This is a genomic window from Ferruginibacter sp. HRS2-29, assembly GCF_024343615.1.
In the GTDB taxonomy this organism is placed as follows: domain Bacteria; phylum Bacteroidota; class Bacteroidia; order Chitinophagales; family Chitinophagaceae; genus Ferruginibacter.
On record NZ_RJUB01000123.1, the window covers coordinates 115,730 to 141,471 of the forward strand.

Consider the following 25,742-nt stretch of genomic DNA (forward strand, 5'->3'; position numbering starts at 1 on the left):
AGGGGATTGCACAGATTGTTTTTCACAAAGTGAAAAACGGAAATGCAGTTTATAAATCTTTAGGCTTTAATAAAAATTACAATATTTATAAACTGGATTTCGGTTTTCTGCGAAGTAGAAAACAATCTGTGCAATCCCCTTCATCCCTTTGAAATCCGCGATCCACTCTCGCTTCGATCACATTCGTAATTCGTAATTAATAATTCTTAATTGATTTTATCTTCCGCTTCCTCCCAGGTCTATCGCTGTATTATCGCCGATATTCAGGTTTCGGCTCACACCTTTCACTTCGGCATCGCTGCCAATGAGGGAGTTGTTGAGTACGATCTCATAAAGGTTGGAATAGGCGCCAATGATAGAGTCTTTTATGATGGCATGGTTCACGATCGTGTGGTCGCCGATGGCCACATTGGGACCGATCACCGAATTCTGGATCACACAGCCTGTACCGATGCTTACCGGGGGAATAATGATGCTGTTAGAATAATCTTCTGAAGTCTTTGCGTTTCCGCCGAATTTTTTAAGCAGGATGGCATTGGATGCCAGCAGGGATTCTTTTTTTCCGCAATCGAACCAGTTCTGCACTTTAAACGCCTGGAATTTCGCCCCTTGCTGGATCATACATTCGAGCGCATCGGTGAGGTTGAATTCGTCGTAGCTCCTGATCTGGTTGTCCTGGATCTTTTTCAGGCAGCCGAAAAGCAGGTCGGTCTCTTTTATTTTATATACTCCCACCAGGGCCATGTTACTTTTGGGAATAGATGGTTTTTCTACTACGCGGCTGATGAAAAAACTGTCATCTTCCATTTCGGCCACGCCGAAATTTCGTGGATCATCCACTTTTTTCACCCCAAGCATGGAAAATGGGGTGCGGATCATTTCCGTTACATCATACTCGGCGATGGTATCCCCCAGCACGATGAGCACTTCATCGTGCCCCACAATTTCCCTGGTAAGGTCGATGGCATGACCTGTTCCATGGCGTTCGCTCTGTGTAACAAAGTGACAATTGAGGTCGGGGTAATTGCTGGTGACATAATCCTGGATCTTTTCGCCCAGGTACCCGATGATGAAGATAAAATCCCTGATTCCGGCATCGCGTAGCTGATCCACGATGATGCTGAGTATGGTTTTCCCGGCAAGCGGGATCAATGCTTTTGGTTGCGTGTAGGTATGTGGCCGGAGCTTCGTGCCTGCGCCCGCCACTGGTATGATAGCCTTCATTTATAAACGCGTCCGTTATTACGGAGTCTTTGGTTTACAATATAATTCTCTGCTTAAAACCCGGAAGATATGTTAGCCGGGAAGACGGGAAGAAAACTCAAAATATCTCACAACATTCCTGCTTTCTTCCCGTCTTCCCGGCTAAACGACTTCCGCATCAAAAGTGAAAGTAATACATTTTAGATAACAGCGTATCAATCGTCACTTTAATTAGACATTATTTAAAAATTGCGTAAAAACTATGCCATGCTTATATTTGCGCTACAAAAAAATCCTCCATGCAAAGAGATACCGTCATTTTCGACCTCATCGATAAAGAACTTGAAAGACAACGCAAAGGGATCGAGCTCATCGCCAGCGAAAACTTCACCAGCCTGCAGGTAATACAAGCCATGGGCACATCGCTTACCAATAAGTATGCGGAAGGTTATCCCGGCAGGCGTTATTATGGTGGTTGCGAAGTGATCGACCAGATAGAACAACTGGCGATCGACCGTATCAAAGAAGTGTTCAATTGCGAATATGCCAACGTGCAGCCACATAGCGGCGCACAGGCCAATGCCGCACTGATGCTGGCCATCCTTCAGCCCGGAGATAAGATCCTGGGGCTCGACCTCAGTATGGGCGGACATCTTACCCACGGCTCACCAGTAAATTTTTCGGGGAAATTATATCAGCCGCATTTTTACACAGTAAAAAATGATACCGGCCTCATCGATTATGAAATGCTGGAAGAAAAAGCACGTGCTGAAAAGCCAAAGCTGATCATTGCCGGCGCATCGGCTTACAGCCGCGACATCGATTATCCACGTATCCGCAAAGTGGCCGACGAAATAGGCGCCTTTGTAATGTGTGATATGGCACATCCTGCGGGATTGATCGCCAAAGGTTTGCTGAGCTCCCCATTCGATCATTGCCATTTCGTAACCAGCACTACGCATAAAACTTTACGCGGCCCTCGCGGCGGTATCATCCTCATGAAAAAGGATTTTGAAAACCCATTCGGGCTCAAAGATCTCAAAGGCAATACCCGTATGATGAGCAACCTGCTGGACATGGCGGTTTTTCCGGGTACGCAGGGAGGCCCGCTCGAGCATGTAATCGCTGCCAAAGCAGTCGCCTTCGGGGAATTGCTCACCGACGAATACACAACTTATATTACCCAGGTACAAAAGAATGCCCAGGCGATGGCTAAAGCATTTGTAGCAAAAGATTATAATATCATCAGCGGCGGTACAGACAATCACCTGATGCTGATCGATCTCCGCAATAAAAATATCAGTGGTAAAAAAGCGCAGGAAACACTGGATAAAGCACATATCACGCTGAATAAAAACGCAGTGCCTTACGATGATAAGAGCCCGTTCGTCACCAGTGGCATCCGTGTAGGTGTGCCGGCCGTTACTACCCGCGGCATGAAGGAAGAGCATATGCAGACCATCGTAGACCTGATCGACAAAGTGCTGATGAATGTTGATGACGAAGCTGTGATTAATTCCGTAAAAGAAGAGGTATTTACATTTATGGCACAATTTCCGCTTTATCCTGAACTACCATAATAAAAACAATTTATGTTACAACGTATACAATCCATCTGGTTATTACTTGCTTCTGCCTGTGCCTTCGCGGGATTGAAGTTTCCATTTTACAGCGGCACCGACAAAACCGGCATCCCCTCCTCTTTGCTGAGTGGCGCATCTAAAAGTGCCCCCATCTACCTGCTCATACTCACGGTAGCCGTAGCTGTGATCGCCCTGGTGACGATATTTCTTTTTAAGAACAGAACTTTGCAGATCCGCTTGTGCATTGTGAATCTATTGCTGCAGGCTGGTCTCACTTATCTGTATTATCATCAGTCCACCTTATTTACCGGGGGTACATTTGCCCTTACTTCCATCCTGCAACCGGCAGTACTGGTGTTCCTGGTTCTCGCCATCGGCGGCATAAGGAAGGATAGTAAGATCATTGCGGATAGCAACAGGCTTCGATAGAGTGCAGACTACCGATGACCGCTGGTTCTTTAGAGTTGACTATTTTTTTGGTATAAACCCTTTAATACAATTGATAAATGCCTGCATAATAGCGGGTATTTTTATTTATATGCAATTATAAAGCAAGAACAATGATCGATCGTCGGTTGTCTGTGGTCGGTCGTCCGTCGTTGGTGGTTGCAATCGCCGTTCAACATTTAAAAAATTTCTAACTGTTTAAGGTTTTTTCTGAAATATTTCCTACATTAGTGCTGATGTTTTACAACAACACACATATTTCCCCGCTTTTTACAGTAGTTTTTTCAACTACTGCCACAACAATTACAACCCGCTAAGGGTTGCACTTTTTCATATCACCCCATGGGCATAACGCTTTTCCCCCTTCAGGGATTCGGACAATTTTCTTATTCATTCTTATTCTTAAATCAACAACATGCAGGTATTGAAATTTGGCGGCAGTTCGGTTGCCAATGCGGAAAATATAAAAAAGGTGATCGCGGTCATCAGGGATAAAAGTAAAGACGAAAAGACGGTAACAGTGGTTTCGGCATTGGGTGGCATCACCGATCTTTTACTACATTGCAGCGAACTGGCGGCAGCGGGCAACGAAATTTACAAAGACAGGATCCGCGAAATAGAACAACGCCATCTCCAGGCCGTACGCGACCTCATCCTGGTTACCAACCAAAGCAGCGTATTGAGTTTTGTAAAAACACAATGCAACGAAATGGAAGACATCCTCAATGGTATCTTTTTGCTGAAAGAGTTATCGGCACGTACCAAAGACAGGATCGTGAGTTATGGCGAACTACTTTCATCAAAGATCATATCGGCTGCCTTAAATACCACTAACACTCCTGTACAATGGATTGATGCCCGTGAACTGATCGTGACTGATTCTAATTTCGGCAATGCCGTAGTTGATTTTGAAACTACCAATCAGAATATTTCGGCCTATTTCCAGGAGAGTACTGCAGGACTGTTTCTCGTTCCGGGTTTTATAGCTGCCAACAAAGAAGGCATTCAAACCACACTGGGTCGCGGGGGTTCAGATTACACCGCAGCTATTTTTGCAGCGGCCCTGGATGTTCAGGTCCTGGAAATATGGACTGATGTGTCGGGCATGATGACCGCAGACCCGAGGTTGGTTTCTACTGCAAAGATCATTCCCCAGATATCTTACCAGGAGGCTATGGAATTATCGCACTTTGGTGCAAAAGTCATTTATCCGCCCACTATACAGCCCGTAATGAACAAGGGTATCAGCGTATGGATCAAAAATACTTTTGCTCCCGGAGATGAAGGCACCGTGATAAGGCAATTGCTCGACACAAAAGAAGATTCCGCTATCACCGGCATTTCAAGCGTGAATAAAATTGCATTGATCAGCCTCGAAGGGAGCGGCATGATCGGCATACCGGGTTTTTCAAGAAGGCTATTCGCGGCGCTTGCCAGCGAAAAAATAAATGTCATCCTCATCACACAAAGCTCTTCGGAACATTCTATCTGTGTAGGTATCAGTGAAGATAATTCCGTGATAGCGAAAAGAGTGATAGATACGGCGTTCGAATACGAGATCGCTTCGAAAAAAGTAGAACCTTTGATCGTGGAGAATAATCTTTCCATTGTAGCACTTGTGGGCGACCGCATGAAAAACCACACCGGTATCAGCGGACGTTTGTTCAATGCCCTTGGCAAAAACGGTATCAATGTGAGAGCAATTTCGCAGGGCTCTTCCGAAAGGAATATTTCAACCGTGATCAGCAGCAATGATGTAAAAAAAGCGATCAACGTTATCCATGAAGCATTCTTCGAAACCGGGCTGAAGGAAGTAAATGTGTTCCTGGCGGGTGTGGGAAATGTTGGTACAAAACTGCTGACACAGATCAACAAACAACAATCTTACCTGCTCAATAAATTAAAACTTAAACTGAAGATCGTAGGTGTAGCCAATAGTAAAAAGTTTGCGATGAACGAAGACGGCATCGATCTTTCCAAATGGCAGGATGCTTTAAACGAAGGCCAGTCAGGCTCTACCAGCGATTATATAGATGTCATCAAAAGCAAAAATCTCCGCAACATGGTTTTTGCCGATGTGACGGCCAATGAAACCGTAGCGGCCTGTTATGACAGTTTGCTCGAAAAAACGATCGCTGTGGTGGCATGTAACAAGATTGCCTGTTCTTCTCCCTATCCTTATTACAAGAAAATAAAGGACCTGGCTACAGAATACAATGCTCATTTTCTTTTTGAGACAAACGTTGGCGCCAGCCTTCCTATCATTGGCACCCTGAACGACCTGATGCGCAGCGGCGATACAGTTCACCGCATGCAGGCGGTATTAAGTGGCACATTGAATTTTGTTTTTAATAATTACGATGGCCGGAAAAGTTTTGCTTCAGTGGTAAAACAAGCGCAGGAAGAGGGTTATACAGAACCTGATCCACGCCTGGATCTTGGTGGAAAAGATGTGATGCGCAAGATCATGATACTTGCCCGCGAAAGCGGTGAAGAAATGGAAATGGAAGATATCGAAAACAATTCTTTCATGCCGGAAGAATGTATGCAGGGAAGTGTGGAAGATTTTTATGCTTCCATGGAAAAACATGAAGCGCATTTTAAAAAGATATTCGACGAAGCGCATGCCGCCGGCTGCAAGTTGAAATTTGTGGCTAGCTACAATAATGGCAAGGCTTCGGTTGGTTTACAACACATTGATCCGCAGCACGATTTTTATCATTTGTATGGCAAAGACAATATCGTTTTATTTTACACAGACCGGTATGTAGATCAGCCTTTGGTGGTAAAAGGCGCAGGCGCAGGCGCGGATGTGACGGCATCGGGTATATTTGCCGATATAATCAGGGCATCGAAATCATAAATAATGGATAATGATACAATGGATAATGAATAATTTTCTCCAGAGGAAATTATTTCATGTAACTGGATAATTTTCAGATCAGACATATTATCCATTGTATCATTATCCATTACCTCAAGCTATGGCAAAAATAATTTTTGAAGAAGGCAAAAAAGTCACGGTAAAATCTCCGGCCACGGTAGCCAATCTCGTATGTGGCTTTGATGTGCTCGGCATGTGCCTCGAAGCACCATACGACATCATGGAAGTGCGGATGCTCAACGAGCAGAAAGTGATCATACAAAGCACGGATGGCTACCCGCTGCCTACCGATCCCATGCTCAATACCGCAGGTGCGCCCTTGGTTGAAATGATCGCCGAATTAAATGCAGGCATCGGTTTTGAAGTATTGATCACCAAACAGATCAAACCCGGCAGCGGACTGGGGTCCAGCGCCGCAAGCGCTGCAGGGTCCGTAGTAGCAGCCAATCATTTACTCGGAAATATCTTCAGCAAACCAGACCTCGTGCGCTTTGCCATGACCGGCGAGAAAGTCGCATCGGGGGTAAAGCATGCAGACAATGTTGCCCCCTGTATCTATGGAGGTGTAACATTGATACGCAGCATATTCCCACTCGATATCATCAGCATTCCTTCTCCGCGTCTGTACGTTACCGTTGTACACCCGCAGATAGAAGTGAAGACAGCTGACGCCAGGCAGATCTTACGTAAAGAAGTACTACTGAAAGATGCTATCAAGCAGTGGGGCAATATCGCCGGGCTGGTGGCTGGTTTCATGCAAAACGATCTCGAACTCATCGGCCGAAGCCTTGAAGATGTGATCATAGAACCCGTAAGGAGCATACTCATACCGGCATTCGACGATGTAAAGAATGGCAGCAAAGCCGCAGGGGCATTGGGTGGTGGCATTTCCGGCTCAGGGCCTTCTATTTTTATGCTGAGCAGGGATGAAGCGACTGCAAAAAAAATAGAATTGCTGATGCAGGATATCTATACAAATATTGAACTGCCTTTCTACACCTATGTTACAACCATCAATCAACAAGGCGTACAGATTATCGATAGCAATTCTTAATTTTTAATTCTTAATTCTTAATTGACTTGAACTATTACAGCACCAACAATAATTCCCCGGTAGTAAATTTCAAAGATGCCACGATCAACGGACAGGCACCCGACAAAGGATTGTACTTTCCCGAATTCATACCGGCATTACCGGAAGGCCTGATTGAAAACATCGAAGGGCTTTCGAATGAAGAGATCGCTTTTCGCATCATCCAGCCTTATGTGGGAAATACGATCCCGGAAGATGTGCTGAAAACAATCGTGACCGAAACCGTCAACTTTTCCATTCCGCTGGTACCCGTTACCGATAGTATCTCTTCGCTGGAATTGTATCATGGGCCTACACTGGCTTTTAAAGATATCGGCGCAAGGTTCATGAGCCGCTGCCTGAGTTATTTTGTGCGGAATGAAAATAAAAAAGTCACCGTGCTGGTTGCTACTTCCGGCGATACCGGAGGTGCTGTTGCCAATGGTTTCTACGACGTACCCAATGTAGATGTGATCATTTTATACCCTTCGGGAAAAGTGAGCAGCGTGCAGGAAAAACAGTTGACAACTCTTGGGAAAAATATCCATGCGCTTGAAATCAACGGCACTTTTGACGATTGTCAGCAGATGGTGAAAAATGCATTCATGGATGAAGAACTAACGGGCAAAATATTTTTGACTTCCGCTAATTCAATCAATGTTGCCCGTTGGCTGCCGCAACAATTCTATTATTTTTTCGCATACAAACAATGGGCAGACAAAACCGACCCTCCGGTAATATCCGTGCCCAGCGGCAATTTCGGGAATATCTGCGCGGGCATCCTGGCGCAGGCTTCGGGGTTGCCGGTGAAACATTTCATTGCAGCTTGTAATGCCAACGATGTAGTTCCTCGTTTTTTGGATACCAATCAATATCAGCCTAAAAAAGCCGTGGCCACCATTTCCAATGCGATGGATGTGGGTGAGCCAAGCAATTTTGTACGCATCCTGAAAATATTTTCAGAAAATGTTGCCGACCTGAAAACAAAACTTTCGGGCTGGAGCGTTTCGGATGAACAGACCAAAGCAACCATTAAATTAGTTTTTGAAGAAGAAGGTTATTTATTGGATCCGCACGGCGCTGTGGGTTACTTTGCATTGAATGAATACCTGCGTGATCATCCGGAAGAAAAAGGGCTGGTGATAGAAACAGCGCATCCGGTAAAGTTCTATGATGTGGTGGAACCGGTGATCGGCACCAAAGTAGTAATTCCTGCCGTTGTGGAAGAACAGCTGAAACTGGAGAAAAAAAGTGTTTGGATGGAAAATGATTATGAAAGTTTGAAAGGATATTTATTGAAGAAATAAAGTTGAATCAAGATGGCTTAAAAACAAGATGAAACATCCAGAACTTTATTTTTATGGTAAAAACCGTTAGGTTTTTAAAAGTTTTTAGGATCAGCGACTGTATATTCAATTGAAAAATCATTTACTTTTTTCATTCCATCAGGTTGTATGAATTCAATCTTTACAGGCACGATATATTTCCCTGGCCGTCCTGATGCTCTGATCTTTTTTGTAGCAGTGGCGCTACCATCCACAGCTACAATTTCTCCATTAATTATTACTTTAGGCTTCGCTGCAGCACTAAATGCACCTATGCCAGCTGTGATTTCAACGTCATCTCCTGGCTTGACAATTTTTGAACTTTGCCCAATAATAGCAGAAAAAACTTCGAAGCGTTCAATGGTCGCCCCGATCTGGTTGATAAAATAGGTGCTGATCTGATCTTCAAAAACCTTCATATTGCTTTTAATCATCGCTAAGCTTAATGCAGTTTCTTGAAGAGATTTATATTCAAAAATGGTTTTATAAAAAACCGCAGGCGGTACCATCGAGTCTTTCCCCCTGGGAATCACACCATTTTTTTGAAATATTTTTTTCAAATTACTATCCAGGCCAAAAACAGTCGCTTCGTAATTTTTCAGTTTTTCATAAAAAATGCTGGTAACATACTTTTCCGAGAATAGACTGGTAGCATCCGTTTCCTTCCAGTCGGAAATTAAAATCAAGCTATCAAGATATTTAGTGATAGCCTCCGATTCTGTCTGAATAGCTTTAAAATGACCAGCCTGTCTTGCAGCCTGATAGCTGTAATCCGGATCATTTTTTTTAGATTCAAACTCCTGGTAAGTTTTTAAAATCCCATAATTGATCGCTTGTGTAGAATTTTCAAATGACATTCTCAAAGAATTTGCCCTATTCTTTTCATTTTCGGAATCAGGGCTGCAAGAGGCGAATAGCAGGATAGAGCAGGCAAACAAAAAATATGTTCGTGTTATCATAGTGTAATGTTTTACCACAAAAGTTTCGCAGAATTATTTTCACAGAGTTCCACTAAGTTCTCTTTCTCTATGCTGCTCTGTGAAAATAACTCCTTTGCCTCTGTGGTAAAAATAAATTTCTTACGCCTTTGTAGTTACAAAAACTTCCCGGTATAACTTCCCTTCACCTTCTTCAGATCTGCTGGTTTCCCTTCAAACACCAGGTTACCCCCGTCGGCTCCTGCTTCAGGCCCGAGATCGATGATCCAGTCGGCGCTCTTCAATACATCGGTATTATGTTCGATCACAAAGATCGAATGCCCCTGTTCGATGAGTGCATTGAAAGAAGTGAGCAATTTTTTGATATCATTAAAATGAAGCCCTGTAGTAGGTTCATCAAAGATGAAAAGTATATGCCCCTGCCCTTTTCCTTTTCCTAAAAAAGATGCCAGCTTCACCCGCTGCGCCTCGCCACCACTGAGGGTATTAGACGATTGGCCAAGTTTCACATAACCAAGCCCAACATCACTCAAAGGTTGTATTCGCTTCGCTACATCAGCGCCCTGTTTTTTATCCTGGCTAAAAAATCCGATCGCTTCATCCACACTCATTTCAAGGATATCGTGAATATTTTTTTCCTGGAATTTCACATCCAGCACTTCCTCCTTGAATTTTTTTCCCTGGCACACTTCACACACCAGGTGTACATCTGCCAGGAACTGCATTTCCACTACCTGTTCGCCTTCTCCTTTGCAGGTATCGCACCTTCCTGCATCTACGTTGAAAGAAAAGTGTTTGGGTTGAAACCCCCGCATCTTGCTCAACGGCTGCTTCGCAAAAAGGTCGCGGATCTCGTCGTAAGCTTTTATGTAGGTAACGGGGTTACTGCGGCTCGATTTTCCGATTGGGTTCTGATCCACCATTTCAATCTGATCGATGTAATCCATATCCCCTTTCAATGCACGGAACAATCCGGGTTTATCTGTGCCCTCACCTTTCAGTTTTTGCAAAGCAGGATATAATATCTGTTTGATCAACGTTGTTTTTCCGCTGCCGCTCACGCCACTTACAGCGCACAGAATATTCAGCGGAAATTGAACTGTGATATTCTTCAGATTGTTCTGGCTGGCTCCTTCCACGGTGATGCTCCTGTTCCACTTGCGGATAGTTTTAGGTGGATCGATCGATAATTTTCCCGAAAGATATTTTCCTGTAAGGCTTTCGGGATTGGCAACAATCTGGTCATAATTACCTTCGGCGATCACCTCACCACCCAGGTGGCTCGCCAGCGGCCCCATATCGATGATATGATCCGCTTCCCGCATCATCATTTCGTCGTGCTCCACCACTACTACAGTGTTTCCAAGGTCACGCAGTTCTTTCAGCACCAATATCAGCCTTTCCGTATCGCGGCTGTGTAAGCCGATACTCGGCTCATCCAATATGTATAAGGAATTGGTAAGATTGCTGCCGAGACTTCTCGTCAATTGTATACGCTGGCTTTCGCCGCCACTCAATGAATTAGCCAGGCGATTCAATGTGAGATACCCAAGCCCTACATCCATCAACGTTTTGATACGATGGTGGATTTCCAGTAAGATCCTTTTTGCTACCTGCTCATCAAATTTGCTAAGCTTCAATTGATCAAACCATGCCTGCAGATCGCGGACGGGCATTTCGCATAATTCCCCGATATGCCTGCCGCCGACTTTTACATACAACGCTTCCTTGCGCAGCCGGTATCCTTCACATTCGGGGCACAGCGTACGACCGCGATAGCGGCTCAACAGAACCCTGTATTGTACTTTATATAAATTCTGTTCTACCTCTTTGAAAAAATCATTGATACCTTCTACATGGCTGTTGCCTTTCCAGAGATCATCCAGCTGTTTTTTGGTAAGATCCATGATCGGTTTGTGGATCGGAAAATCGAATTTCTTCGCGGCCCTGATGAAAGCTTCTTTCCACTCGCCGAGTTTTTCGCCTTTCCAGGGAGCCACGGCGCCTTCGTATAAACTTAAGTGCTTGTCGGGTATGATAAGATCCGGATCAATGCCCAGGATCATTGAGAACCCTTCGCAGGTAGGGCATGCGCCATAAGGATTGTTGAAAGAAAATAAATTGGGAACAGGTTCTTCAAACTGAATCCCGTCGAGCTCAAACTTATTGCTGAAGGGCAATTTTTTCTTTTCGTTTATTTCCAGTTCCATCACACCTTCGCCTTCATAAAATGCAGTGCCGACAGAATCGGCGAGGCGATGCAGATCATCTTCATCAAATTCTTTTTTCACGATCCTGTCTACTAGGATGAATGTGTGCGCTGCCAGCTTGACTGTCTTTTCCTCCAGCAGGTCTTCTATCCTCAGTATTTCTCCTTTGCTGTAAAGCCGTGAAAAACCTTTCTGCAAAAGAATGTTGAGTTCCTCCTTATTATCCCGGTTGGCGTGATTTTTAAATGCAGCCAGTATCAGTATTTTATCTCCATCCTTGCATTCTTCGATAGCTTTGAGCACATCGGCCACATCATCTTTTTTCACTTCCCTTCCGCTGATGGGAGATATGGTCTTCCCGGCACGGGCATACAGCAAACGCAGGTAATCATAAATTTCGGTCATACTGCCCACCGTACTTCGGGGAGTACGGGTGATCACTTTTTGTTCGATGGCGATAGCGGGGCAAAGTCCCTTGATATAATCCACATCGGGTTTGTTCATACGCTGCATGAACTGGCGGGCATAAGCGCTCAGGCTTTCAGCATAACGGCGCTGGCCTTCGGCGAATAAAGTATCGATGGTGAGCGAAGATTTTCCTGAACCAGAAACACCCGTTACCACCACCAGTTTATTCCTTGGTATGGTGACCGTTACATTCTTGAGATTGTGTACCCGTGCGCCTTTGATGAGAATATCGTTACCGGCAGGAACAGGGGCTGCCGTCTTTTTTTGGGGGGGAGTTTTTGCTTGCATATGATGTAAACAAAGTTACGGATTTTGCTACATTTTTTAGCTTTTCACATTACGTGCCGGGAAGATTTTTGCCGGGAAGACGGGAAGAAAATCTGAATCTTTAATGCTGGCCTTTGCTTTTACTATCAGAAACCTTAAAAGAGGGTGCCTTTACAAGACCTGGTATTCCCGTCTTCCCCGCTCTTCGCGGCAAAAACCATATTGGATCGTCAAATCCGTGCCAGAATCAAAAAAACAACTTTTCGGGCATCTGCTTTTTAACATTTGAAAGAGGTTTACCGACTAACTTTCAGTTTGAATCTACCATCCTTCAAACTTTTTTCAAAAAAAAGCGATTTGCATAACGTTCATTTTTAATTATTTATTGCAGAAAAATGTTTGGTGGAAAACATATTTTTAAAAAATATATAAAAAAATTTGGTGAATTAGTTTTTATGCTTAATTTCACACTTCCAATATCCAATTAAAGTGAAAAGCCGAAAAGCCTATCATTAGACTTCTACGCATTCTTCCTTCTAGTTGGACCAAACCAAACAATTATTGTCCAAACCAACAAAAACCGTAGAAGTTATGAAATTTCTAAACAATCTTACTGACCAACAGCTCGTACACCTGTACATGGATGGCGACGCAAATGCTCTTTCAACGCTTGTAGTGCGTTACAAAGACAAGATCTACACTTCGATTTATTTACTGGTAAAAGACAAATATCTTGCTGAAGATATTTTCCAGGACGTATTCATCCGCATCATCGACACTTTGAAAGGTGGCCGTTATACCGATGAAGGAAAATTTTTGCCATGGGCAATGCGTATTGCGCACAACCTGTGTGTAGATCATTTCAGGAAAGTTAAACGCAGCCCGCAGATCAAGACCAGCGACGACCGCGATATCTTTGAAGTGCTGAATTTTTCTGAAGCAGGTGTTGATCAGCGTATGATGGCTGAACAAAGCCATGAAAAAGTAAGGAAAATGATCGACATGCTTCCGGAAGACCAGCGCGAAGTGATCATCATGCGCCATTATGCTGATCTTAGCTTTAAAGAAATTTCAGCATTGACAGACTGCAGTATCAATACTGCTTTGGGCAGGATGAGGTACGGTTTGATCAACCTTCGTAAAATGATGACTGAAAAGCAGATCGCTTTATAAATTATAGGTTCTGATCCCCAAAGAGAACCAAATAAAAAAACTTCGCAGGTTAATTTCTGCGAAGTTTTTTTATGTTGTTAAGTTCGGGTTACGGGTTATTTGAAAGTTCGTGTAGTATATTTTTTAAACTGTTGAAGGTTAAATAACTTATCACGCGAAGCCCGCAATTTGTTTATTTCTTCAATGCAGCATCAGCGCCACATTTCAACCAGGCGAGATACTCTTCCGGCGAGTGCACATATCCCACCGGATGCGTCATTAGTTCTTCTTTCGTATTCAATATTGCATACCAGGGTTGAGCGTTGTTTTTAAAATTCTCTGTTTCAAATGTTGCCCATTTATCCCCTACCGTTACAATCTCACGTTCCGTTCCGTCTTTAGCTTTGTAAGTAAACTGTTGTGCCGCAGGCAATTTCTTTTTATCATCCACATACAATGAGATAACGATAAATTTTTCCTTCATCAGTGCATACACTTCCGGCTGGCTCCATACATTTTCTTCCATTTTACGGCAATTCACACAGGCATAACCTGTGAAATCGAGCAGGATCGCCTTGTTCTGTTCTTTTGCCATTTTCAGCCCTTCCTCATAATCTCTTGTTCCGGTCAACCCGAGTACAAAATCATCCCCGGATTTATAGATGCTATAATATAATGGCGGTGGAAATCCGCTTATCAGCGAAAGGTTCGCGTATTTGGTATTGGTAAGTCCGGGAATAAGGTAGAGTGTAAACAACCCTGTAATGATCGCAAGTATTACCCTCACTTTATGAAGTTTTTTTATTGGTGAATCATGCGGAAACTTCATTTTTCCAAACAGGTAAAGTGTCAGCAAAAAGCCGGTGACAACCCAAATGCCAATAAATATCTCTCTTTTTAAAATTCCCCAATGCATTACAAGATCAGCATTGGAAAGGAACTTGAATGCCAGGGCAAATTCTACAAAGCCGAAAACTACTTTCACCGTATTCAGCCATCCACCGGATTTAGGTAAAGAATTGAGCCAGTTCGGGAATAACGCGAATAAACCGAAAGGCAGAGCCAGTGCTAATCCGAAGCCGCCCATACCAAAGGTCAGGCGCATGGCACCGCCTGTTCCGGATAAAGATCCTGCCAACAAACTTCCCAGGATAGGACCCGTGCAGGAGAATGATACAAGCGCCAAAGTGAGCGCCATGAAAAATATACCTGCCACGTTCCCGCTGCCGGCTTTACTATCGGCCTTGCTCGACAGACTAGCCGGCAGGGTGATCTCGTAAAATCCGAAGAAAGAAAATGCGAAAAAGATAAAAATGGCAAAAAAGAAAATATTCAGGTAAGGGTTGGTCGAAATATTATTGAGTATATCCGGACTTAATTTTTGGATGAAATGGAATGGCAGGGATATCAGTATATAGATCAGAAAAATGAAGAAACCATACAAAAATGCGTTACGGATACCGGCTTTCCGGCTGGTAGCTTTTTTGGTAAAAAAAGAAACTGTCAGCGGGATCATTGGAAACAAACATGGAAGTATCAACGCTACAAGCCCGCCCAGGAAACCAAGTAAAAATATAGTGCCCAGGCCTTTGGAAGCAGTTTCAGTGACCGCGGAAGAAGAACCTGCGCCGCAGTTGGTTGCAGGTTTATCAAGGTTGATCATAGGTAACAATATCCGGTTACTTACCACCACTTCTTTTCCCCCTTCAAGTGGAATGATTAAGGATTGTTCTTCAGGGAGGAAGGTTTTGTTATCCGCTACATTATATACCAGCTTCAGTTTTATCTTCGAAGGCACTTCACCTGTTATCGTCAACTCCTGTTTGAAAGCCACTTCATCGGCGGTAACCTGCATATTCTTTTCAAAAATGGCGTCCTTGAACGACATCGTTTTTGAAAGTACCTCTTTATTGGTGAAAGACGTTGTGCTGTCATCGTCATCAGCCACCACTCCATCGATCTCGTCTTCCTTCACCACTAACGGATATACGTGCCAGCCTTTTTTGATAGTGCCGGTAAACAATAGCTCATATTTTCCGTCACCGGTTTTTTTAGAATCGGCTTTCCATTTTATCACAGCACTGTCCTGCGCATATGCGGAGGCGGAAAGCAAAAAAGAAATCAGCAAACAGAGGAATACATTTTTACGGAACTGCATACAATTAAACTTTAAAAAAAATCCCGATAAAATCGGGATATAAAAAGGTAAAATTAAAAAATTATTTGGCTGCGAGGTTTACGCTAAATGAAACTTCTTTTGGTGGAAGGCATTGATGATCGTTACATACCATATATTCAACACTACCCTTGAGCACTGTAGCCGCTCCTGTCTTTACTTTCACCGTCTGGCTGAATACCACCTGGTTGCTATAGAATTTCAAAACAGATTTAAAATTAGGATCATATTCCTTCAACATCTTTCCTTTCTCTTTCAGTTTTCCGCTTATGCCACCCACTAACGGGTTCTTGGTAAATTTAAAAGTTGTAGGAACAGGCCCTTCGCCTGATTCCTGGGCGTATAGATGCCAGCCGGCCCCAATAGATGCGGTGATCACTACTTCATAGGTTTTGTCGGCCGTTTTTTTTGCTACATATGACCATTTAACAGGATCAGAAATTTGCGCAAAAGTACCGGCGATACATCCAATTGCGAGCAACAGGGTAAGTGAAATTTTTTTCATACTATTTTTATTAGAATAGGGCAAAGTTATTCCCGTGTACGGATATCTGCTTGTTAAACTTTGTTAATAATACCCTTAAGAAAGGCCAAATAACTTACTAAAAACCACCCTTCCATCCTCATTGTTAAGGATATTGCTGCAAGCCCTTTCCGGATGCGGCATCATACCAAAAACATTGCGGCCTTCATTGCAGATCCCCGCGATGGCTTCCGTAGCGCCGTTGGGATTGCTGGTATCGGTAAGCTTTCCGTTCTCATCGCAATAACGGTACAAGACCTGGCCATTGTCGTTGAGCGACTTCAACACTTCTTCGCTGGCAAAATATCTTCCTTCGCCGTGGGCCACCGGAATTTTCAAAGCCGCCGGGTTGCCTTCTTCTTTTATAAAAACATTTTTACAAACGAATTGCTGGTGCGCATTGCGGAGCAACGCCCCTGGCAACAAACCGCTTTCGCAGAGTATCTGGAAGCCGTTGCATACACCCAGTACTTTACCGCCACTGTTGGCAAATTCTATCACGCTGTTCATCATCGGGCTGAAACGTGCTATGGCGCCGCAACGCAGGTAATCGCCGTAACTGAACCCGCCCGGAAGGACAATACAATCTTCTTTGCTGAACATGCTGAGATCTTTATCCTTGTGCCACAACGGAATCACTTCCTGTTTAAGGTCATCGCAGAGCGCCCCGATCATATCCCTGTCGCAATTTGAGCCTGGAAAAACTACCACACCAAATTTCATACGTAAAAATTTATTGATTGAGACCGCAAAGGTACAATTACCCTTTCACTTTTAAGGCAGGAAATAGCTTACAATTACCACAATTCCCACCATTGCCCAGTGGATAACCAATGGTATCCATTTTTTTTCCGGGTAAAAAAAGGCACTGGCCACTATCAGTGAGGCCGGTACGGCGGTCAGTATCCAATAAGTGAAGGATGAGGCGATATTAAAAAAAGGGATCGCGGCAGCCACCACCAGGTAAAGATATATCAGCTGCCAGCTTTTGCGGGTCTGCACCACCTGCCTGCGCAGATTATTCTGGATGAATACGATGCCGATCAGCATGGTGACCAGAATGAGCAGGATGGCGGCGAATGCCCATTTGGTTTCGTAAAAAGCAGGCAACATCAGCCCGGTCTGCGGCATCTGGTAACTGCTCCATTTTCCGGTAAGGAACAGCCATGCCCCGAAAAAATAAAAGGGCGTGAGTATACCCGTAAGCGCTATCAGCCATTCCGGCAGCTTAAAAGGCCGGGCAATTGCCAGCCCTACAAGTGCCAGCAGGGTAAATACAATGCTTGGGTAATAGAAAAATGTAGCAACACCTATCGCCAGTCCGATATTGAAAACCGTGGTTTTGGGTGCAGGATCAGTGTGCAAGAAACATAATTTCGACCATACCCAGATCAGGAATGTATTGACGATAAGCGGCGCCGATAAGCCGAACCAATCTCCAAACAACGAAGTTATCAGCAGATAACTCATGCCCACCAGGTAAGTAGGCCGCTGCAACATACGCTGGGTGTTAACGATGGTATTGAAACTCAACGCCTGTATGAATATCAATAAAAAACTGAGGATGCTATAGATCACTGGCGAACCTGCGCCAATGGGACTCAGCAATTGCAATAAATATTTGTAAAGCACCCCGGCCGACACCTGCGCTTTTGGCGTTACCGGGTGGAGGAAAATCACAAATTTCAACGCAAGCCCATACACAAAAAGCAGGAAGTTATTGGAAGGATTATTTGCTTTAAAGGTTTTGATCACGACGGGGTGGTTGAAGACTGTTGTTTGCGAAGATAAAAAGAATGAATAATTAATAATTAATAATGAATAATTCTTTAAACAGAAGGATACTCTTTGATGGGATTCTTTTCAAAACGACAGAATTATTAATTATTCATTATTAACTATTAATTAGAAAAGTCGATTTTCGCAAACCCTATAAAATTTCTGAATATACAAGGTACGATCACCTGCCTCGAACTCACCTGTTTCAGCAATCTTGGCATGAAAGTGTACCCGAGTTCGCCGCTCTTGATGGTGGCATATCGTTTCACTTCCCCATTCGGCTGCAAAGCAAAATCGTTGATCACCTGCTTGTTTTTATCTACAAAGAAATAATGTATCTCACTTCCCATATTCAGGGTGGCAAACGAAAGGAAATTATCGGTTTCCACGTCACTTTGTTTCTTATTGATCACGTTGCTCCATTCGATCTTCAGGTCTTTTGAAAAATTAAACACCATGAGGTCATTGTAGGTATATACAATATCACGATCTGTATTGCGGTATGGATCATTCCAGTAATAACTCGAATAGCTGCGCTGGAAACGATAGTAATTCGGCGATGAATAATAAAACGGATCGTAGAAATAACGGTTGAAGCGGTTATTCAATCCACGGCTCTGCGAGTAATAATCTTCCATCGTTACAAGGATGCCGCTATCTTTCTTCAACACCACACTTTTGATGTAAAAATTATCGTAAGCGGTGCGCCAGTCGGTGGAACTGATAAGCCTCGACCGAAGGCTGTCACTGAAAAGATTATAAGCCCTCTGTCTTTCACTGAGATCGCTTTTGTTGAGAACGGCGGTGAACAAACCATCCACGTTGGTATTATTTTTTTTGTAAGTGAAAGAGTTGATGAAAATTAATTTATTGAGATTGTCGATCTTAAAGGATACATCTACGATGCGCTTATCATCCAGGGGCAATTCTTTCAGCACAAATGCCTCGCTGTTCGGTTTATGAGAAATGATCTCGAGCCGGGTAATGAAATCAGAGCGGTTTTTATTGGTTTCTTTTGTGTAATAAAATGTGCCTTCGTTATCCAGTTCCAAGTCGCCATAGCTTTCCCGCCTGTCGTCATATGTAAAAACATTCGAAGTACTGTCGATCTTTTGCAGCGATGAATTGAACAACGAAGTGGTCAGCGAAAGTGTTTCATTTTTGCGCAGCATTTTATACAATAAGATCTTCTGTTTGTCTTCGCTGCTGGTGAGGTAATAAATTTTATTATCCGCAAAAAAACTGATCCGTGTAGTGTCCAGCGCCATTTCCGGACCGATCATGTTTCCGGCGCCATCCAGTTTTGCCGCATTGCAATAAATATTACTACCCTTCTGGTATTGATAAAAAAGAATGAAATAATCGGGGTAAGTAATAAAATCTACATTGAATGTTTTTTCGGAAATAAAATCCAGTTTCACCGTATTGGTGAGATTCATTTCTTTGTCATAGATCGCCAGCCGGTGTTTGCGCTGGGTATTTTTGTATATGAGGTAATTGCCGTTGAAGTTTCCTAATATTTCAAAATTCATATTACGGTTATCCTCCCGCAATATTTCCGAATACGTTACCCGCTGGCTCTGCACGCTGGTATAAACGAAAAGGAATAGGGCTAACAAAAAAAAGATGCGTTTCATTGTGCTGTCGGTTTTTATGCCAACATGAATAGCGAAGCAATGCAATCGGGCCGGTTCATGTCGGAGATGTTTATTTCACACTTGTTGTACGATAAATTTACGATTAAAATAAGTCATGAGGTTCAAATACGCCAACAATTCCCGTTAATATTTGTTGTAACTTCCATTGAACAATCCATTATGCAGACAGTATTGATCACCGGCGGAACGGGTTTGCTCGGGCATTCGCTGGTAAAGACGCTTACCCATCACGACTATCATGTGATCATCCTCACCCGTTCGCTCGGCAAAAAAGTGAACGACGACAAGGTAAGTTATGCCCTCTGGGATGTGAAAGCACGCACCATCGATGTAGCGGCGGTACAAAAAGCCGATCACATCATTCACCTGGCAGGAGCAGGCGTGGTAGATAAAAAATGGACAGAAGCCTATAAAAAAGAGATCATCGAAAGCCGTACTGAAAGCGCCCGGCTGATCGTTGAAACACTTGCCAATCATCCTAATTCTGTAAAGTCGATCATAAGCGCTTCAGCCATCGGGTGGTATGGTGAAGACAAGGTTCCGGGCAAAGCATTTACCGAAGACGATCCACCCGACAGCAGCTTTCTCGGCGAGACCTGCAGGCTTTGGGAACAAAGTATTTCAACGGCGGAACATTTGCGCATCCGTGTATGCAAGATCAGGATCGGCATTTTGCTGAGCACACGTGGCGGGGCATTTGCCGAATTTGTGAAGCCTGTAAAATTCGGCTTCGCCACCATATTGGGCAGTGGCAAACAAATGGTAAGCTGGATCCATGTGGAAGATGTGTGCAGGATATTTTTGCAGGCCATCCAAAACAATACCATGAGCGGAAGCTACAATGCAGTGGCTCCGGCGCCTGTAGACAACAAAACGCTCATGCTGAAGATTGGTGAAGCGGTCAAAGGAAAATTTTTCATCCCGGTGTATGTGCCCTCATTTGTATTGAAGATCATGATGGGGCAGCGGAGTGTAGAAATATTAAAAAGTTCCACCGTAAGTTGTACTAAAATAAAAGACACCGGATTTACCTTTTTATATCCCTCGCTGGAAGCTGCGCTTGAAGAATTGATGAATAAAAAAGGGGAATCGCAGATTTGAAAGGATAAAAGGATTTCGCAGATTGTTTTTACTTCGTAAAATGAAAATGCAGTTTATAGAGAGTTAAACTTTTCCCTAAACTGCATTTTCGTTTTGCGCCAGCAAAATTATCATCGAAATCCTTTTATCGCTTTAATCTGCCAGCATTGCATTTGCTTAAATCTTCGCATGAATTTGTAAGTCTTAATTAAGTCTTCAGATCAGATTTGCGGAAATAATTTATGATGACATATGCGTACACGCTGATGTATGCCACGGCTGCTATCACGAGTGCATAATCCGGCACTGTTCTTCTTTCGAGCACCTTCGGTTTGAAAGGATTGGGCACCAGCGAATCCGCTGCTTCGAGTGGCATGAAATACCCCAACTGACTACCCTTGAATGTGAGGCTCACCCAAAGAACGTTATCCACGATACACACTATCGCGAAGTAAATGATGATCGCAAGGCCGGTACGTTTTACCAACATACTGATCAGGAATGCGAGCATGAGATAAAGCAGCGCCATCAGTGCATAATAACCGATATAATGAATACCGTTAAAAATATTACTGGTTGAATTCGAGAATATCAGCCCCGTGGCGAGGCCAGTAAGAAAAACGAGCAGCGTGGAAACAAGCACGAAGAAAACGAGCAGGGAAAATTTCGCTTTCAGAAAATCCATGCGGCTCCAGCCATCGATGATGTTCTGCCTGTGAGTGCGGTATTGCACTTCGTTGGTGATAAGCAGGATATATAGCATCCCTATGAGGATGAAGAACAAACCGCCCATCCAGCTTGCTGCAAGCCACACTTTTGGAAAGGTGAACGGTACGTCGATCATCGAATTGACCATGGTACCTTCGATGCCAGAAGCTGCGGAAGTAGATTCCATATACTTGCTTGCAGAAAAAATAAATGCCAACGGGAAGAAAACGAGGAAACCGATAAATAATATCCAGAACGTCCGGTAGCTTTTGATCTTAAGCCATTCAATTTTAAAAAGATTCAACATAATATTTTCAGATTAATCGTTTATTTATCGCTTTTATTTCCGGTTATTTCCAGGAATTTGGTTTCGAGTGAAATGCGCTTCACCAACAGCTTGTTAAGCACAATACCATTGTCAAAACAATATCTATTAAGATCTGCACCTGAAATATCTTTGGAGCAGGTCACCTGCAATTCACCACCTTTTTGTTCTACACTGATAACCGAAGGATTATTGCGTAGCACTTCTGCGAGCCGTACCGGATCGGCGGAAGCAATCTCCACGGTAGCCTGTGCGGCGGGTATCCCGGAAGCGGAACTATCCAGTATCTCATTTACCGAACCAACTTTTTTGAGTACTCCTTTTTGTATGATCGCCACGTGTGTACAAACTTTTTCCACTTCATCCAGGATATGGCTTGCCATGATGATGGTCTTTCCTTTCTGATGAAGGTCTTTGATCAGTTCCCTGATCTCAGCGATACCTGCAGGGTCAAGGCCATTCGTAGGTTCATCAAACACGAGCACATCCGGATCGCCCAGTAAAGTGGAAGCGATTGCCAGGCGTTGTTTCATCCCCAGCGAAAATGTATTGAACTTGGAATCCTTGCGCTGGAAAAGATTTACCAGCTGCAACACACGGGGAATATCATCTTCGCCCCTGCCTTTTATTTTTGCCGCAATGCGGAGATTATCTTCTGCACTGAGATAGTGGTAAAAATTAGGGGTTTCCAGCAATGTCCCCATCTGCTTGCGCACCGCATCTGCCGACACATCCTTCAAGCCCCATTCAAAACTACCGCTGCTGGCATTCAGCACATTCATCACGATACCCAGCAACGTCGTCTTACCGCTACCGTTAGGCCCGAGTATCCCAAAGACACTTCCTGCAGGAACCGAAAAACTTACTTCATTCAATGCTTTGAGGTGGCCGTAGTTCTTCGAAAGTTTATCAACCGTTAATATGCTCATCGTAAATAAATTATTATTTTCCAAGATAATAGATTTTGCGCATGCGCACTACAAAAAATTACCGAAGGTCATTATCGCTGATGTGCATCATGCCACACCGAAGAAAAATCGCCTACCATGGCATACCCATGTTCATTGAAATGAAGACGGTCCAGCCTCAATCCATCGATATCCGTTTGCAATACTTTGCGGTGAAAAGGATTCAACGTGCCACCAACAGCGCCGGGTGCCGCCGCAGGATCGTACTGAAACGGAGGGTCCACAATTGTACCTCTCGGATACATGATGCCGGGTGCTCCTTCGCCGCGGATATCCAGCATTTCAGGATGATCGAGCCCGAGTGAATGTCCGAATTCGTGTGCGGCAGTGGTGGAATTATTCAAAAGGTTTTCCAGCAAAAAATACCCCGTATTGCTGTCGACCCCATCTACAAAAGAAATATTTCCATGAACGAATTCTTCCACCCGGAAAAAATTATAAGAAGCATTGTCGTTCTCATATACATCTTTCGGGAGCAACCCGGGAATATGTTCGCCCTTGATTTTAAACAACATCCTGCAGGTCGTTCCATTCACAAATGCAGTAGCCTTGGGTTCATTCCAATGCGTGGCGATATCTTCCGCCAAGGCAGTGGCCAGCACGGATGTAGCGGCATTTCCGTAGATGAAAATGCTCGCATGCAGCGTGATAATCCGTTCGGCGTCGTTGTATTCGGCAATACCCATATACAGGAGATTTAAACCCCGGAGATTCCAAACCCCGGAGGTTTTAAAAACCTCCGGGGTTTTGTTATTTGTTATTTCAAATTCGCTTCAAAATAATCCGTCACTTTCTGATACAGGTGTGCCCTGTCTTTTCCGATCACATTATGCTCGTGCCCCGGATAGATCATATAATCCACCTGCACACCGGCATCGATAGCGGCTCTCACAAAATTTACAGAATGCTGCTGCAATACCACAGGATCCTGCAGACCATGGATCAGCAGCAATTTATCTTTCAGTTTACCTGCTTGTTTGGTAAGATCAGTTGCCGAATAACCGTCCGGATTTTCCTGGGGTGTATCCATGTATCTTTCGCCATACATTATTTCATACATTCTCCAGTTCATCACCGGCCCACCGGCAACACCCGCTTTAAACACACCGGGATGATGCAATAAAAAATCGGTGGTCATAAAACCGCCGTAGCTCCAGCCGAAGAGACCCATATTTTTTGCATCCACATAAGGTTTGCTTTTGAGAAAATCCACCGCCGTCAGCATGTCTTCCATCTGTGGCTCACCTGTGTGACGGAAGATCGATTGCTCGAAAGCCTTGCCCCTGCTGCTGCTACCACGGGTATCTATTGTAAAAACCACATACCCCCTTTCCGCCATATACTGAAACCAGTAATCGCCTGCGCCACCATTCCAGCTGTTGAGGATCATTTGTGCATGTGGGCCGCCGTACCAGTATACCACCACAGGATATCTTTTTGTACTGTCGAAATTTACCGGGGTAAACATGCGGCAATACAGATCTGTGCCTTCGTTATTTTTTATGGTAAAAATGCTCAATGCACCTTTAGCATATGCTGCCAACGGATCGGTTGCCTGCAACAATTGTTTGGTCTTGCCGGTTTTTGTATCCACCAATTCGATCGTACGTGGATTGGTTGGTGTGCTGTAGTTATCCAGTACATAACTTCCGCTGTTGCTGATAAGTGTATTGTGCACAGCCGTAGCCGCAGTGACCCGTTTCTTCTTCCCTGTTTTTATATCCAGCAGATAAAGATTTTTGGTGACCGGCGATTCTTCTGTAGATACATAGGCCAGCTGTTGGCCTTTTGCGTCAAACCCCTTTACTTCCAGCACCTCCCATTGACCACCGGTAAGCTGTTTGATGAGTTTGCCGGAGATATCATAGAGATACAAATGATTCCAGCCATCGCGCCTGCTCTGCCAGATGAATTTCGCCGGGTCATTTTTTACAAACAACATCGGCACCAGGGGCTCCGTATATTTCGGATCGGTTTCTTCAAATAGTGTTTTGATAAAATCGCCCGAAGATGCATCATATTGATTGAGCCAGACATGGTTCTGCTGGCGGTTTTCAACCGCGATGTATACATATTTATCATCGGGGCTCCAGGCGATGTTGGTGAGAAATTGTTCGGCAGGCAACCCCGTTTTCAACCAGGTTGTGCGATCTGTTTCTGCATTGTACACACCAACCGTTACATGGTGGCTGCTATCTCCTGCCATCGGGTATCTGATGTTTTTATTTTTTGCCGGTATCGATGACCAATCGATGATGGGATAATCAGGGATCATCGATTGATCCATGCGGTAAAATGCCAGCAGTTTACCATTGTTGCTCCAGAAAGTACCTTTAGTAATACCGAACTCGCTCTGGTGTACCGCTGACGCATACACGATATTTTCCGAACCATCACTGGTAACCTTTTTTGCGACCCCATTTTTTGATACGAATAAATTGAAGGCGTCCAGGTACGCATTGTACCCATCAGCACTCTGATCGATATTTTCTTTTGTTCCCAGCTGTTTATCCAGCAATACTTTGTATTGATCATTGCCGGAATTGAACGAATATTTTGTGCCCTTCAGGCTCACTACCCAATTATCGTTGTTGAATTGTATCACCGGAAAAGTTGCCACCGTATCTATCGAACCGGCACGCAGTTTACTGTTGAATTGCGCGAGCGTAAGAAAAGTAACATCTTCTTTTGAACTGAAATTCCCTCTTACAAAAACATCGGCACCGTTTATTTTTTTCAGATAAATATAATCGTCCGTACCTTTTATAAACTGCAGCTGGCGAAGGTTTTCAGGAGCAAGGCTGGTACGTGCATTCAGCATCGCCTCCTGCATGGTAAGTATTTTTTGCTGCGCAAAAGTTTGCAACGAGCATATAAGTGCGAGTGCGAGGAAACATTTTTTCATTGACAACATGTTTAATTGAAACAAAAATAGATGAATTTCAAGCAAAGACATTAACCAAAACAAAACGGGAT

At 43.9% G+C, this 25,742-nt stretch carries 19 protein-coding genes; 7 read left to right on the plus strand and 12 right to left on the minus strand.

What is annotated here, in order from left to right; genetic code table 11:
• Window positions 1-216 precede the first annotated feature (216 nt).
• Window positions 217-1,224, minus strand: coding sequence for a sugar phosphate nucleotidyltransferase (locus EGI32_RS12090; protein ID WP_255155614.1), 1,008 nt, complete (start codon window positions 1,222-1,224; stop codon window positions 217-219).
• A 278-nt stretch (window positions 1,225-1,502) separates the two neighbouring features.
• Here EGI32_RS12090 and glyA point away from each other — a divergent pair, with 278 nt between their 5' ends.
• The 5 genes from glyA to thrC all read left to right on the plus strand — a co-directional run bounded on the left by glyA (window position 1,503) and on the right by thrC (window position 8,496).
• The gene (gene glyA, locus EGI32_RS12095) at window positions 1,503-2,783 is read left to right on the plus strand and encodes a serine hydroxymethyltransferase (RefSeq protein ID WP_255155615.1); all 1,281 of its coding nucleotides are present in this window, start codon (window positions 1,503-1,505) and stop codon (window positions 2,781-2,783) included.
• A 12-nt stretch (window positions 2,784-2,795) separates the two neighbouring features.
• Complete coding sequence (locus EGI32_RS12100) at window positions 2,796-3,215, plus strand: DUF4293 domain-containing protein (protein WP_255155616.1); 420 nt, start codon at window positions 2,796-2,798, stop codon at window positions 3,213-3,215.
• A 433-nt stretch (window positions 3,216-3,648) separates the two neighbouring features.
• Window positions 3,649-6,096, plus strand: a complete 2,448-nt coding sequence (thrA, locus tag EGI32_RS12105) for a bifunctional aspartate kinase/homoserine dehydrogenase I (RefSeq protein ID WP_255155617.1) — start codon at window positions 3,649-3,651, stop codon at window positions 6,094-6,096.
• 121 nt (window positions 6,097-6,217) lie between these two features.
• The gene (locus EGI32_RS12110) at window positions 6,218-7,171 is read left to right on the plus strand and encodes a homoserine kinase (protein WP_255155618.1); all 954 of its coding nucleotides are present in this window, start codon (window positions 6,218-6,220) and stop codon (window positions 7,169-7,171) included.
• A gap of 26 nt (window positions 7,172-7,197) precedes the next feature.
• Window positions 7,198-8,496, plus strand: a complete 1,299-nt coding sequence (gene thrC, locus EGI32_RS12115; RefSeq protein WP_255155619.1) for a threonine synthase — start codon at window positions 7,198-7,200, stop codon at window positions 8,494-8,496.
• Window positions 8,497-8,570: 74 nt separating this feature from the next.
• Here the strand turns inward: thrC and EGI32_RS12120 are convergent, their stop codons facing one another.
• On the minus strand, window positions 8,571-9,473 hold the full coding sequence (locus EGI32_RS12120; protein WP_255155620.1) for a hypothetical protein: 903 nt from the start codon (window positions 9,471-9,473) through the stop codon (window positions 8,571-8,573).
• Window positions 9,474-9,607: 134 nt separating this feature from the next.
• Complete coding sequence (uvrA, locus tag EGI32_RS12125) at window positions 9,608-12,418, minus strand: excinuclease ABC subunit UvrA (RefSeq protein WP_255155622.1); 2,811 nt, start codon at window positions 12,416-12,418, stop codon at window positions 9,608-9,610.
• A gap of 570 nt (window positions 12,419-12,988) precedes the next feature.
• Between uvrA and EGI32_RS12130 the strand changes: the two genes are divergently transcribed.
• The gene (locus EGI32_RS12130) at window positions 12,989-13,570 is read left to right on the plus strand and encodes an RNA polymerase sigma factor (RefSeq protein WP_255155623.1); all 582 of its coding nucleotides are present in this window, start codon (window positions 12,989-12,991) and stop codon (window positions 13,568-13,570) included.
• Between the two features lie 172 nt (window positions 13,571-13,742).
• On the opposite strand, the gene EGI32_RS12135 is transcribed toward EGI32_RS12130, so the two are convergent.
• From EGI32_RS12135 to EGI32_RS12155, 5 genes are all read right to left on the minus strand, one after another.
• Complete coding sequence (locus EGI32_RS12135) at window positions 13,743-15,707, minus strand: protein-disulfide reductase DsbD (RefSeq protein ID WP_255155624.1); 1,965 nt, start codon at window positions 15,705-15,707, stop codon at window positions 13,743-13,745.
• Between the two features lie 61 nt (window positions 15,708-15,768).
• Window positions 15,769-16,230: a protein-disulfide reductase DsbD domain-containing protein gene (locus EGI32_RS12140; RefSeq protein WP_255155625.1), complete on the minus strand. Its 462-nt coding sequence runs from the start codon at window positions 16,228-16,230 to the stop codon at window positions 15,769-15,771.
• A gap of 75 nt (window positions 16,231-16,305) precedes the next feature.
• Window positions 16,306-16,971, minus strand: coding sequence for a phosphoribosylformylglycinamidine synthase subunit PurQ (gene purQ, locus EGI32_RS12145; protein ID WP_255155626.1), 666 nt, complete (start codon window positions 16,969-16,971; stop codon window positions 16,306-16,308).
• A gap of 51 nt (window positions 16,972-17,022) precedes the next feature.
• Window positions 17,023-18,003 (minus strand): DUF6427 family protein, encoded by a 981-nt coding sequence (locus tag EGI32_RS12150; RefSeq protein ID WP_255155627.1) that lies wholly within the window; start codon window positions 18,001-18,003, stop codon window positions 17,023-17,025.
• Between the two features lie 146 nt (window positions 18,004-18,149).
• Window positions 18,150-19,664 carry a hypothetical protein gene (locus EGI32_RS12155; protein ID WP_255155628.1) on the minus strand — a complete coding sequence of 505 codons (1,515 nt, stop codon included), beginning with the start codon at window positions 19,662-19,664 and terminating at the stop codon, window positions 18,150-18,152.
• A gap of 180 nt (window positions 19,665-19,844) precedes the next feature.
• Between EGI32_RS12155 and EGI32_RS12160 the strand changes: the two genes are divergently transcribed.
• Entirely contained in the window at window positions 19,845-20,786 is a 942-nt protein-coding gene (locus EGI32_RS12160; RefSeq protein WP_255155629.1) for a TIGR01777 family oxidoreductase, read from the plus strand.
• Between the two features lie 187 nt (window positions 20,787-20,973).
• On the opposite strand, the gene EGI32_RS12165 is transcribed toward EGI32_RS12160, so the two are convergent.
• The 4 genes from EGI32_RS12165 to EGI32_RS12180 all read right to left on the minus strand — a co-directional run bounded on the left by EGI32_RS12165 (window position 20,974) and on the right by EGI32_RS12180 (window position 25,671).
• Window positions 20,974-21,780: an ABC transporter permease gene (locus tag EGI32_RS12165; RefSeq protein ID WP_255155630.1), complete on the minus strand. Its 807-nt coding sequence runs from the start codon at window positions 21,778-21,780 to the stop codon at window positions 20,974-20,976.
• A 20-nt stretch (window positions 21,781-21,800) separates the two neighbouring features.
• Window positions 21,801-22,727, minus strand: coding sequence for an ABC transporter ATP-binding protein (locus EGI32_RS12170; protein ID WP_255155631.1), 927 nt, complete (start codon window positions 22,725-22,727; stop codon window positions 21,801-21,803).
• 71 nt (window positions 22,728-22,798) lie between these two features.
• Window positions 22,799-23,452, minus strand: coding sequence for a peptidase M10 (locus EGI32_RS12175; protein WP_255155632.1), 654 nt, complete (start codon window positions 23,450-23,452; stop codon window positions 22,799-22,801).
• 71 nt (window positions 23,453-23,523) lie between these two features.
• The gene (locus EGI32_RS12180; protein ID WP_255155633.1) at window positions 23,524-25,671 is read right to left on the minus strand and encodes a DPP IV N-terminal domain-containing protein; all 2,148 of its coding nucleotides are present in this window, start codon (window positions 25,669-25,671) and stop codon (window positions 23,524-23,526) included.
• Window positions 25,672-25,742: the final 71 nt, after the last annotated feature.

What these genes read in the sequence shown, in the direction of transcription:
- EGI32_RS12090 (WP_255155614.1), bottom strand. Translation starts at nt 1,224, where the DNA reads ATGAAGGCTATCATACCAGTGGCGGGCGCAGGCACGAAGCTCCGGCCA.
- glyA (WP_255155615.1), top strand. Translation starts at nt 1,503, where the DNA reads ATGCAAAGAGATACCGTCATTTTCGACCTCATCGATAAAGAACTTGAA.
- EGI32_RS12100 (WP_255155616.1), top strand. Translation starts at nt 2,796, where the DNA reads ATGTTACAACGTATACAATCCATCTGGTTATTACTTGCTTCTGCCTGT.
- thrA (WP_255155617.1), top strand. Translation starts at nt 3,649, where the DNA reads ATGCAGGTATTGAAATTTGGCGGCAGTTCGGTTGCCAATGCGGAAAAT.
- EGI32_RS12110 (WP_255155618.1), top strand. Translation starts at nt 6,218, where the DNA reads ATGGCAAAAATAATTTTTGAAGAAGGCAAAAAAGTCACGGTAAAATCT.
- EGI32_RS12120 (WP_255155620.1), bottom strand. Translation starts at nt 9,473, where the DNA reads ATGATAACACGAACATATTTTTTGTTTGCCTGCTCTATCCTGCTATTC.
- uvrA (WP_255155622.1), bottom strand. Translation starts at nt 12,418, where the DNA reads ATGCAAGCAAAAACTCCCCCCCAAAAAAAGACGGCAGCCCCTGTTCCT.
- EGI32_RS12130 (WP_255155623.1), top strand. Translation starts at nt 12,989, where the DNA reads ATGAAATTTCTAAACAATCTTACTGACCAACAGCTCGTACACCTGTAC.
- EGI32_RS12135 (WP_255155624.1), bottom strand. Translation starts at nt 15,707, where the DNA reads ATGCAGTTCCGTAAAAATGTATTCCTCTGTTTGCTGATTTCTTTTTTG.
- EGI32_RS12140 (WP_255155625.1), bottom strand. Translation starts at nt 16,230, where the DNA reads ATGAAAAAAATTTCACTTACCCTGTTGCTCGCAATTGGATGTATCGCC.
- purQ (WP_255155626.1), bottom strand. Translation starts at nt 16,971, where the DNA reads ATGAAATTTGGTGTGGTAGTTTTTCCAGGCTCAAATTGCGACAGGGAT.
- EGI32_RS12155 (WP_255155628.1), bottom strand. Translation starts at nt 19,664, where the DNA reads ATGAAACGCATCTTTTTTTTGTTAGCCCTATTCCTTTTCGTTTATACC.
- EGI32_RS12160 (WP_255155629.1), top strand. Translation starts at nt 19,845, where the DNA reads ATGCAGACAGTATTGATCACCGGCGGAACGGGTTTGCTCGGGCATTCG.
- EGI32_RS12165 (WP_255155630.1), bottom strand. Translation starts at nt 21,780, where the DNA reads ATGTTGAATCTTTTTAAAATTGAATGGCTTAAGATCAAAAGCTACCGG.
- EGI32_RS12170 (WP_255155631.1), bottom strand. Translation starts at nt 22,727, where the DNA reads ATGAGCATATTAACGGTTGATAAACTTTCGAAGAACTACGGCCACCTC.
- EGI32_RS12175 (WP_255155632.1), bottom strand. Translation starts at nt 23,452, where the DNA reads ATGGGTATTGCCGAATACAACGACGCCGAACGGATTATCACGCTGCAT.
- EGI32_RS12180 (WP_255155633.1), bottom strand. Translation starts at nt 25,671, where the DNA reads ATGAAAAAATGTTTCCTCGCACTCGCACTTATATGCTCGTTGCAAACT.